The following is a 10873-nucleotide window of genomic DNA, read 5'->3' as shown; positions in this document are numbered from 1 at the left end:
TGAAGATTGAGACTCTATGAAAAAGCGAGAAGGTTCATTACTGGTTACTAGACTATGTATTTAACTTGTTTCCACAGAAAATAGCGAGGAACCATAAAACATCTTATTTGTATGTATTCGTCCTTTTACAATATTGAATAAAAAAAAACCAAGCAAACAATAATTAAGATTACTAAAATACTTGAAAAACCAGCTAAACTGAAATTGCCCATCCATACACCTCATTTTTTATTTAATAGACCTATTTTAGAATACAGTATTTTTTATATATAATATAATACCAATCAAAGCCCATAGTACAGCTTTGACTAGTTTATAAGGTAGACAATATCCAAATAGTGAAAGTCTTACAAACGTTGTTCCAGAATAGGGCGCAGTTGCGGAACAACTGTGTTCATCAGTTGGGCTATATTGTTAAATAACAGCGGATGTATCACAGTTTGGAAAATCCGTGTAGAATGGCCGCCGAACAGTATACATCTGGGAGGTTTATTTTTTTAGTCTTGTTTCTTACGGTGTTAATCAAGAAGAAGTTATATATTTTTTACGCTAAGCGAATTTCAACCCAAAAAGTCGATTCCTTAACATCTGAAGTAACTGGAGGGTAAAATTATCATGGAACAATTTAAACTGACAAAAAGCTTTTCATCGTCGTTCGGACAAATCAGCTACGATATCAAAGGAGAAGGTCCACCTATAATTCTTGTACACGGAACTCCGTGGTCATCATTTAACTGGCGCCATATCATTCCCGCACTCAGTCAATGGTTTACTGTTTATTATTATGATCTTTTGGGTTATGGACAGTCTGAGAAGCCAGAAGGAGATGTTTCACTCGGTGTCCAAAATAAGATTTTTTCAGAGCTTCTCGATTATTGGGAACTGAAAAATCCTATTGTAATCGGACATGATTTCGGGGGAACAACGGTTTTAAGAACACACTTGCTTGGAAAACGGGATTTTGAAAAAATGATACTTATTGATCCTGTTGCAGTCGCTCCTTGGGGCTCCCCTTTTTTCTCCCATGTAAATAGGTATGAAACAGCTTTCCAAGGGATTCCCGGTTATATACACGAGGCAATGGTCTCAACCTATGCTCAGGGAGCAAAATATAAATCAATGGATCAAGAAACATTGGAGGGAATTATTAACCCCTGGCTGGGTTCAACGGGTCAGCGTGCATTTTATCGTCAAATTGCACAGGCTGACCAAAAGTATACTGATGAAATAGAATCACTTTATCACGAAATTAACAAATCTGTACTCATTATTTGGGGGAAGCAAGACAGTTGGATTCCAATAGAAAAAGGGAATAAATTACATAATAAAATAAAAACATCAGAATTTGTTTCTATTCCCAATGCAGGGCACTTGGTACAGGAAGATCAGCCGGCAGAGCTTGTGTCATATATACTAAGGTTCCTTGTTACTTAAGCGTTCACCGTTATAAGCTGTTCCTCAGCAATGAGGCGCAAGAATGAAACAAGGGTTACGCCCGCCGTGCGTATAATGGCCAGTTTATGGAATATCGATGAAAAAATAAAAACAGTATAAGGAGAATTCAATCATGATAGACGATACAGATTTGAAGCATCTGCGACGTTGTATTGAACTTGCAAAGGCTGCTCTGGAGATTGGTGACGAGCCATTCGGTTCAGTCCTTATCTCAGCCAATGGAGACGTGCTTGCAGAAGACCATAACCATGTTGCAGGTGGCGACCATACCCAACACCCAGAATTTGCGTTGGCGCGTTGGGCAGCCGGGAACATGACACCTGAAGAAAGAGGCAAGGCGACAGTATATACCTCAGGCGAACATTGTCCTATGTGTGCTGCGGCCCACGGCTGGGTTGGTTTAGGTCGAATTGTTTATGCAAGTTCCTCCGAACAGCTAGTACAATGGATGAATGAAATGGGGGTTGCTGCACCACGCGTTCGTAACCTTCCGATCCAAGATGTTATTCGTGATACCACAATAGACGGCCCTGTTCCTAAACTCGCGGAGCAAGTTCGTCAACTCCATCGTCAGTTTTACTCGCGGAGACGTTAAACATACCACGCCCTTGGCGTCTAATGAGTATAATAGGAGTGAATGCTGGCATGCTTTATGCTGGTAAATAAAGTAATAGTAAGGAGACCACTATGCAAAAAATAGTTCCGCATTTATGGTACGATAAAGAAGCGAAAGAAGCCGCATTGTTTTATATCGGTTTATTTGCCGATTCAAAACTTTTAAATGTGACAGTTCTTGAAAATACTCCTTCTGGAGATTCGGAATATGTGAGTTTTGAATTAGCCGGACAACGATTCGATGCGATAAGTGCAGGTCCTTACTTTAAATTTAATCCATCCATTTCCTTAATGGTGGCATGTTCTTCTAAAGAAGAAGTAAATGCAAAATGGAATGCTTTCATTGAAGGCGGGACTGAATTAATGCCACTGGGTGAATACCCTTTTAGCAAGTGGTATGGCTGGGTTCAGGATCGATTTGGGTTGTCCTGGCAGTTGATGCTCATGGACAAAGAACAAACGGTGCAAAAGATTACCCCGAACTTTCTCTTTTCAAGTGATTCATGCGGGAAAGCTGAAGAAGCAGTAAAATACTACGTGGGAACATTTGAAGATTCAGGAATCGGGACAATCAGCAGATATGGAGAAGGAGAAGCGGCGTCGCCGAAGGCAAAAGTGAATTATGCTGGTTTCAATCTTAGCGGTATTCATTTTTCAGCAATGGATAATGGCTCGGATGCAGATTTCAATATTAACGAAGCATTCTCACTTATGATAAACTGCAATGATCAGAAAGAGATTAATTACTTTTGGGATAGGCTTTCTGCAGTACCTGAGGCAGAACAATGCGGATGGGTAAAGGATCAATTCGGCGTTTCATGGCAGATTGTTCCGGATAACATGGATGATGTCATGTTTAAAGGGTCAAGAGATGAAATCAAGAGGGTTACTGAGGCGCTTTTCAAGATGAAAAAAATTGATATTGCAGCATTGGAAAACGCTCGGATTGAAAAATGAAGCCCATCAAAGCTAGGAAAAACATGGCTGTAAAATTTGTGTCTGCGAAGAGTAGATTTTGAAGAGAAATTCATCTAAAATCCCCCCACTTTATTAAGTTGAGGGAATTTTCCCTATATAACGTTAATTGTAATCCATACAATTATTTTATTTATTGTATGGATTTTGTGTGTTATAAATGAATACAAAGCTGACGATCAGGAAGTGAACCATATGAAAAAAAGAAATCAAATAATAAATGCATTTCGTATTGCTTTTCCAAATACAGTCCCCATTTTCGCAGGATTTACATTCTTGGGAATCACTTATGGCATTTATATGAATTCATTAGGCTTCAATGCCATTTACCCAATTTTAATGAGTTTATTAATATTTGCAGGTTCAATGGAGTTTGTTGCAGCAAATTTATTGATGGGCGTATTCAATCCGATTAATGCTCTTTTTCTAACTTTGATGATAAATGCACGACATTTGTTTTATGGCATATCAATGCTTGAAAAGTACAGGGGTACAGGGAAGAAAAAGTGGTATATGATTTTTGGACTTTGCGATGAATCTTTTGCAATCAATAGTACCATTGATGTTCCGAAGAATGTTGATAAGGGCTGGGTAATGTTTTTTGTAACGATGCTCAACCATTTATATTGGGTATTAGGAGCAACAATTGGCGGTATTTTCGGTTCTTTTATCACGTTCAATACAGAAGGGCTTGATTTTGTTATGACCGCTCTCTTTGTTGTCATCTTTATTGAACAGTGGATGAAAGAGAAAAAGCACCATGGTACTATCGCAGGTCTTGGGCTTTCAACTGTCAGTCTTATTATTTTTGGTGGAAACTCTTTTATTATCCCTGCTATGTTTGCGATTTTGGGGTTGCTCACCCTACTTAGAAAGCAATTGGAGAAAGTTGAGGTTAAACACATATGACGATGAATATAACACAGCAGATTATTGCGATTGCTATGGTTGTTGTAGGTACAATGCTCACAAGGTTTCTTCCATTCATCGTATTCCCATCGGATAAACCCACACCGAAGTATGTACAGTATCTCGGTAAAGTACTGCCATCGGCGGTAATAGGACTTTTGGTCATTTATTGTCTTAAGGATGTTAGCTTCCTAACCGGAAGTCACGGCATTCCTGAACTTATTGCTGTGTCGTTAATTGCATTTCTCCACATTTGGAAAAGAAATATGCTCCTTTCAATAGCCGGAGGAACGATAATCTATATGATGTTAGTACAATTTGTTTTTTAATGCCTTTATAACCATGCTTTTTAACAGATTCACACATGAAACTGAACTGGCTTCCCACTTTGTGTTTATATAAATAAAAGTAGGAAGCCTTATTTCTTCTATAACTTTTTCAATTTAGTCTTGATTTTACGAGGGGATGTGCAAAAATACTCAAATTGAATGAGAAAACATCAGTGATTAGATCCCGCATGGTCAACATGCTTGACGTGATGATAATTAAATCCGACGATTAACCCGGAAAGAATGACAAAAACTGCAGCAGTGATAAACGGAACGTGAGGATTGAACCACTCCGCCAGTTTGCCTGCCATATAAGGTGCCACTGCTGCGCCTATGAAACGGAGAAAATTATAGGCTGCGGAGGCAGTGGAACGTTCAACAGGTGCGGCATTCATGACTGCCGTGGTGACTAACGTGTTATTGTTCCCCATGACGGCTCCGCTCAGAATGACAGCAATGATTGGCACCCAATGGATATTCGTCCAAATCCCGATAGCGAGAAGCAAAGCTGCGAATAAAGTGAACATAAGACACATGGCTCTGACGGTACCCATCCTTTGCTGGAGTTTCGGAGCCATGAATACGGAGGTAATCGCTAACAGGATTCCCCATGCAAGAAATACATATCCTAATCCATGTACGTCCAAACCCATGACAAAAGGCGCATAGGCCAAAACAGTAAAGAATCCGAAATTATAAAGTGCTGCGCCAATTCCAAAAACAACGAGAGAGCGGTGTTTCATGGCCCGAAACGGTTCAGCAAGTGACGTCCCTCGTTTGACAGCGGCCTGATCTTTCAATGTTGGCATGAATATGAGCACTGCGAAAAAGGCGATGACCATTAACAAAGCTACGCCTAGAAATGGGCCTCTCCATGAGAATCCGCCAAGCAAACCTCCAAGAAGAGGACCCACGGATATACCGAGACCGATCGCAGCTTCATACAAAATGATCGCTTTTGCATTTCCGCCTTTTGAAAGTGAAATGATAGCGACGAGTGCCGTGGCGACAAAAAGCGCATTTCCCAAGCCCCAAACAGCACGCCAGCCAACAATCGCCCAAATGTTGTTGGAGAGGCCGCCGAGCGCTGAAAACAATGCAATAATCACTATGCCGCATATGAGTGTCCATTTAGCACCCAAGCGCGATGAAATTGCCCCAGTGATAATCGCAGCTACAGCCATCACCGCATTGTAGCTGGTGAACAGCAGGGTGACCTGACTTTGGGAGGCATTAAGATCTTCGGCGATTAAAGTTAAAATAGGATCGACAAGTCCAAGCCCCATAAAAGCAATAATGGAGGCAAAAAAAACAGCCCAAACAGCTTTTGGTTGATTTAAGAGGCTTTCCTTTTCTCTAGTCGATGGTGTCGTTTGCGTTTCTTTTACTACCCTAGAATCTTGTCTTGTTGACATTCTAGTTTCTCCCCTTTTTATATTGATGCTATTTTACCTAGGTATTAAAGGATTGTTTAAAAGCTCTTAGGTCTTGGATATTTCCTCGTCGATTCTCCCAATCGCTGCATTGGCACGTTCTCTAAGAGTCGCCAGCTCCGTTTGGACACTAAGGATTTTCCGCGTCTTTTGTTTGATTATCTCAAGCTGGTCATCGATGATTGCCAAAATTTCATTCAATTTTTCCTTTTGTTCTTTGGGATCAGAAACCTTTTTATATTCAGCTCTCTGACTTTCTAAAGTCTCCTTGAGAGATAAAAAATGCTGCAGTTCTTGTAATGTAAACCCTAATACCTCTTTGACAATCATAATTTTCTTCAAATACTCAACGTGTTCCTGTCTATAAAGTCGAGTCCCTCCTTCACTCCGCTCAGGGGAAGGGAGAACACCTATTTCTTCGTAGTACCTAATCGTCCGTTTACTCAAACCACTTTGTTTTGCTACATCATCTATTTTCAATAACACATCCATTAAAGAAACAACCTCCTCCATGCTGATTTTTATTATATATACATTTAACGTTAACGTCAAATTCTATAAACGCAATTTACAACTATTAGATTTCTTTCAACTCGGTGAAAATAAAATATAATAGGTTGGCGTTCTAATATAATAGATTTTCTACTTTTGTAGTGTAAACCGCGAAATCATCTGAATATATCACGTCTACGTCAAATTTTTTGCGCATGGGGAAGATAAATGAGTGAGATTAAGTTAAACCGAATATTAGGGTTTTAGACAGACAATATTGCTTGTGGATAACTGTTCGGAGAATAAATGGAAACACTAAATCGATAAATAAGCGTGCGAAAATGTCTTTAGAGGAGTTTTGAACGCCCGAAGCCGGTAAAAATACAGTCTCGAGGTCGTTCATAGTGGCGATGAACACCCGAAATTGGTAAAAAATCGTGCTTGAGGTCGTTCATAGGGGCGATGAACACCCAAAGTTGGTAAAAATACGGTCTCGAGGTCGTTCATAGTGGCGATGAACACCCAAAGTCGATAAAAAATTGAGGTAAAGGTCGTTCATGACGGCGATGAAGACGCGAAACCGGTAAAAAGAGGGGAGAAAACGTCTTCATAAGGGTAATGAAGGACAAAACACACCGGGAAACCATGGGGTAATGTCCTTCATATAAGTGTTTTGTTTTTTTGTTCATATCCATAAGATGTTGATCCATGGATGGCGTGCGTGATATGTTTCGCCGTCACAGTAAAAAGGACGTATTTCAGGTTGATGTCCATATTGGCCACAACAAGGTTTGGAATCCCCGGTCAATAGAACAAGCCGCATGCTATAATAGCACACGGCTTTTCCTTTAATATCTGGGATATGACTATTCTTTCAGTTGCTTCCCCATTCCTTTTAGGAAATGGATGCCAAAGCCAATGGCTCGGTTAATATCAGGGTCTCGCAAAGTTTTCATGAGATCGAACATCCTGACCTTTTTATCAGTTTGAACAAATTGATGCCCTTCGTTAATGCCCGCCATGGCACTCTCGATCAGTGCTTTGGTTTGTTCAGGATCAGCATTCATGACGGCACCCGCGGCGCCAATGACTGTGTTAAGGAGGTTGGTAACAGGTTCCCTAGACACTTGTTCTAAAACGATTTTGGCTATGTTTTCTTTTGCATGCAGCATGGCATCTGCAGCTTCCAGGGCGCCTATATCATTCAGTTCTTCAATTATATCAAGAATTTTATTCAAGCCTTCTTCGTTATCAGCAAACTGCTTTTTTAAGTTATTGAGTTTCATTTCGGTTTGTTGCTCTTCAGTGAAGGCAGGTCTATGAATGTCTGTTATTGGTTCAGCCATATTAAACATCCTTCCTAGTTATTTGGTTGTCAAATGGACATAGCCTGATTGAAGCCACTTGCGCTCTACCTCAACACCATTTTGTGGATGACGTTTTTTTTCCCGTGGGTTGGTTTTAGGCAGCGGCGCTTTTCCGTCAGTACTTAGCACTTCCATCCGTACTTTAGTTTGTTTATAGGCAGGTGTATTCGTACGCTTGTCGTATACCGGGCCTGTCAAAAAGTTAATCGCAGACTCTTTGTTTACGGAGTTCATAGGCAGGAACAGTTCATTTTTTTGCACACGATCCGTTACAAGCGATGTTAATTTCACTGCTCCAAAAGGTGAGACAAGACGGACAAGAGATCCGGTTTGAATGCCGCGCTCCCGGGCAAGTTCAGGGGAAATTTCAACAAAAGCTTCAGGAACCTTTGATTGAATGCCCGCTGATTTATTCGTCATATTTCCTTCATGGAAGTGTTCTAGCATTCTTCCATTGTTGATATGAAGGTCAAATTCTCCTGGGAATGCATATGGCTCTATCCAATCAGAGAGAGCAAACCGTGCTTTTTTGTCAGGAAAATTAAAGCCATATTCATAGAGAAGAGGGGTGCTTTCGCCATCATGACTCCCCCACAAGAAGCTATTCCAGCCTTCAAGAACATGATAGTTTGCTTGTCCGAAAATAGGAGATAAACTTGCCATCTCATCAAAAATGTCACTAGGGTGATGATAGTCCCAGTCAGCACCGAGTTTATTCGCAACCTCTTGAATAATCCGCCAATCTGGCTTGGAGTCTCCAAGATTAGGCAATGCTTGATATAATCTTTGCACGCGTCGTTCTGTATTTGTAAATGTTCCTTCTTTTTCAAGAGAAGGGGATGCAGGTAAAATGACATCAGCATACTGTGCGGTTCTGGAGAAGAAGATATCTTGAACAACAAAGAAATCAAGTTGTGACAACACCTTATCCACATGGTTAGCATCAGCATCCACTAATGCCATATCCTCGCCTACGAGATACATAGCTTTCATTTTGCCAGCTTCAATTGAATGAAGCATTTCAATGTTATTAAGGCCAGGATTTTCATCAATTTTCACGCCATATGCGGACGCGAATTTTTCACGAGCACCAGCATCTGTGACGTGCTGATAGCCTGGAAGCCAGCCCGGAAGAGTCCCCATATCACATGCGCCTTGGACGTTATTATGTCCGCGGAGCGGGTAAGCGCCTGCACCTGGACGACGATAGTTGCCAGTAGCAAGCAATAAATTTGAAATGGCTGCGGACGTATCAGAGCCGCCGGTGTTTTGTGTGACACCCATGCCCCAAAGCACACAGGTTCCATCTGCATCGCGAATCAGCTCGGCTATTTGAATGAGCGTCTGCTTAGATAGACCTGTTTTTTCTTCCGCATAGTCAAGAGTATACTTTTCTAGCATCGCTTTATATTCACTGAAGAAGTTTACATTATCTTCAATAAAGGTTTGATCATGCCAGCCTTGCTTAATCATATAATTAGCAACTGCCATTAACCACACTTGATCGGTTCCTTGTCTAGGACGAATAAAGACATCGGAACGCTCAGCCATTTCGTTTTTACGAATATCAGATACAATAAGTTTTTGCCCGTGGAGTTTGTGAGCACGTTTTATCCGAGTGGCGAGTACCGGGTGACCTTCTGCAGGGTTGGCTCCGACAATAATGACAAGACCTGCTTTTGCGATATCTTTAATTGTGCCCGCGTCCCCGCCCATGCCTACTGTTCGCAACAAACCATCGGTAGCAGGAGATTGACAGTATCTAGAGCAGTTGTCAACATTATTCGTTTCAAAGACTTGTCGTGCTAATTTCTGGATAAGGTAATTTTCTTCGTTTGTAATTTTAGAAGAAGAGATAAAACCGACTGAGCCCCCTCCATGTTGCTCCTTGATCGCACCAAACTTTTCAGCAACTAAGCTTAATGCCTCCTCCCAGCTCGATTCAACAAAGGAACCATTTTAACGAATTAATGGTTTTGTTAATCGCTCGTTTGAATTGACAAAATCCCAGCCGAATTTTCCTTTGATACATGTCGATACAGCATTTACCGGGCCATCACTGGGTTGAATTTTAAGGATCTCACGGCCTTTCGTCCAAACCTCGAAGGAGCATCCAACACCGCAAAAGGTACATACCGTTTTTGTCTTTTTCGTGCGTGTTTCCCGCATTGCTGCCTCAACCTCTGATACGGCAAAAATCCCGCTATATCCGGGTTCAACATCTTTTACAAGATCGATCATCGGCTCTAACATATCGGGTTTGAGTCCTGTCATAAAGCCAGCATTACCTAGCATTGATTTTTCCATTAAGGCATTACAAGGACAAACACTTACACATTGCCCGCAGCCGACGCAGGAAGACTCATTAATTGGTACACCATCATCCCAGATGACGCGTGGGCGGTCAGCCTCCCAATCGATAGATAGTGTTTCGTTGACTTGAAGGCTTTGACAGACCTCTACACATTGCCCGCAAGTAATACATTGATTGGGATCATAACGGTAAAAAGGGTGTGACATATCAACTTCGCTGGCATCGACTTTTGGTGTATATGGGTATTTTTGATGTTCAATTTCCATCATTTCTGCCGTGTTATGCAGTTTGCAATTCCCGTTATTGTTATCACAAACGGTACAATACAAAGAATGGTTAGCAAGTATGCGGTCCATCGCTTCTGTTTGTGATGCTTTTGCCCGGCTAGAGTTTAATTTTATATTCATACCCGGAGTAACCTTAGTGGAACAAGCTCTGACCAGTTCCCCATCCACCTCGACAATACATGTATCACAAGTCTCAATAGGGTCTACTGAGGGCAGATAACAAATTTGCGGATGCTCAATATTATGTTGATTAATGATCTCGATAATGGTAGATCCCGGATTTGCTTTGTATGCCACATCGTTAATTCTGATGTGGAAGGTTGAATCATTCATGATGTTGCCTCCCTTTTTCAGTTACATAAGTGCAACTAACCCTCTGGCTACGCCTATTAGAGGCTGCCAATCGGCAAGTTTCCTTCATAAAAAAACCACCACGATCACTAGCCATAAGAAAAAAGCTAGTGTGATCATGGTGGAATAGTTTAATAGCAGAGCTTACCAGTATACCAATCCAGTCCAGTAAAATTATTAATTTTTTAGTTAATAAGAAAGTATAAACTTTCTTACACACATAAGTGCAACTACGCCTCTGTCTTCGCCTTAAGGCTCGCCAATCGGCGAGTTTTCTTTATAGTATCAGAATTTATAAGTTGAGGCAGATTTATGTGTTGTCTTTTTTGGATTTGGGGTATATAAG

Annotated in this window: 8 protein-coding genes and 1 pseudogene; 5 read left to right on the top strand and 4 right to left on the bottom strand. The window is 41.0% G+C overall.

All coding sequences use genetic code 11. The annotated features are described in order from the left end of the window. Nucleotides 1-615: 615 nt before the first annotated feature. The 5 genes from EV207_RS22455 (at nt 616) to EV207_RS22435 (ending at nt 4283) form a co-directional block, all read left to right on the top strand. Nucleotides 616-1434 carry an alpha/beta fold hydrolase gene (locus tag EV207_RS22455; RefSeq protein ID WP_132748618.1) on the top strand — a complete coding sequence of 273 codons (819 nt, stop codon included), beginning with the start codon at nt 616-618 and terminating at the stop codon, nt 1432-1434. Nucleotides 1435-1567: 133 nt separating this feature from the next. Next, entirely contained in the window at nt 1568-2050 is a 483-nt protein-coding gene (locus EV207_RS22450; RefSeq protein ID WP_132748616.1) for a nucleoside deaminase, read from the top strand. 92 nt (nt 2051-2142) lie between these two features. Beyond that, a complete protein-coding gene (locus EV207_RS22445) occupies nt 2143-3027 on the top strand; it encodes a VOC family protein (RefSeq protein ID WP_132748614.1) in 885 nt (294 codons plus the stop codon). A gap of 213 nt (nt 3028-3240) precedes the next feature. Then, entirely contained in the window at nt 3241-3954 is a 714-nt protein-coding gene (gene azlC / locus EV207_RS22440; protein WP_132748613.1) for an azaleucine resistance protein AzlC, read from the top strand. Then, complete coding sequence (locus EV207_RS22435; RefSeq protein WP_132748611.1) at nt 3951-4283, top strand: branched-chain amino acid transporter permease; 333 nt, start codon at nt 3951-3953, stop codon at nt 4281-4283. Before azlC ends, EV207_RS22435 begins: the two co-directional genes overlap by 4 nt. A gap of 170 nt (nt 4284-4453) precedes the next feature. Here the strand turns inward: EV207_RS22435 and EV207_RS22430 are convergent, their stop codons facing one another. The 4 genes and pseudogenes from EV207_RS22430 to fdhF form a co-directional block, all read right to left on the bottom strand. Then, a complete protein-coding gene (locus EV207_RS22430; RefSeq protein WP_132748609.1) occupies nt 4454-5698 on the bottom strand; it encodes an MFS transporter in 1245 nt (414 codons plus the stop codon). Nucleotides 5699-5764: 66 nt separating this feature from the next. Beyond that, nucleotides 5765-6208 carry a MerR family transcriptional regulator gene (locus EV207_RS22425; RefSeq protein WP_132748607.1) on the bottom strand — a complete coding sequence of 148 codons (444 nt, stop codon included), beginning with the start codon at nt 6206-6208 and terminating at the stop codon, nt 5765-5767. A gap of 866 nt (nt 6209-7074) precedes the next feature. After that, on the bottom strand, nt 7075-7554 hold the full coding sequence (locus tag EV207_RS22420) for a helical membrane plugin domain-containing protein (protein WP_132748606.1): 480 nt from the start codon (nt 7552-7554) through the stop codon (nt 7075-7077). Between the two features lie 18 nt (nt 7555-7572). Continuing rightward, a pseudogene (fdhF, locus tag EV207_RS22415) lies at nt 7573-10509 on the bottom strand (formate dehydrogenase subunit alpha). Nucleotides 10510-10873: the final 364 nt, after the last annotated feature.

This window comes from Scopulibacillus darangshiensis, from assembly GCF_004341035.1.
GTDB lineage: Bacteria > Bacillota > Bacilli > Bacillales > Sporolactobacillaceae > Scopulibacillus > Scopulibacillus darangshiensis.
Note: the sequence above shows the minus strand (reverse complement) of the source record. Positions and strands in the feature narration are given on the sequence as shown.

Excerpts from the sequence above, each read along its gene's own strand:
- azlC (WP_132748613.1), top strand. The coding sequence starts at position 3,241 with ATGAAAAAAAGAAATCAAATAATAAATGCATTTCGTATTGCTTTTCCA.
- EV207_RS22420 (WP_132748606.1), bottom strand. The coding sequence starts at position 7,554 with ATGGCTGAACCAATAACAGACATTCATAGACCTGCCTTCACTGAAGAG.
- EV207_RS22435 (WP_132748611.1), top strand. The coding sequence starts at position 3,951 with ATGACGATGAATATAACACAGCAGATTATTGCGATTGCTATGGTTGTT.
- EV207_RS22450 (WP_132748616.1), top strand. The coding sequence starts at position 1,568 with ATGATAGACGATACAGATTTGAAGCATCTGCGACGTTGTATTGAACTT.
- EV207_RS22430 (WP_132748609.1), bottom strand. The coding sequence starts at position 5,698 with ATGTCAACAAGACAAGATTCTAGGGTAGTAAAAGAAACGCAAACGACA.
- EV207_RS22445 (WP_132748614.1), top strand. The coding sequence starts at position 2,143 with ATGCAAAAAATAGTTCCGCATTTATGGTACGATAAAGAAGCGAAAGAA.
- EV207_RS22425 (WP_132748607.1), bottom strand. The coding sequence starts at position 6,208 with ATGGATGTGTTATTGAAAATAGATGATGTAGCAAAACAAAGTGGTTTG.
- EV207_RS22455 (WP_132748618.1), top strand. The coding sequence starts at position 616 with ATGGAACAATTTAAACTGACAAAAAGCTTTTCATCGTCGTTCGGACAA.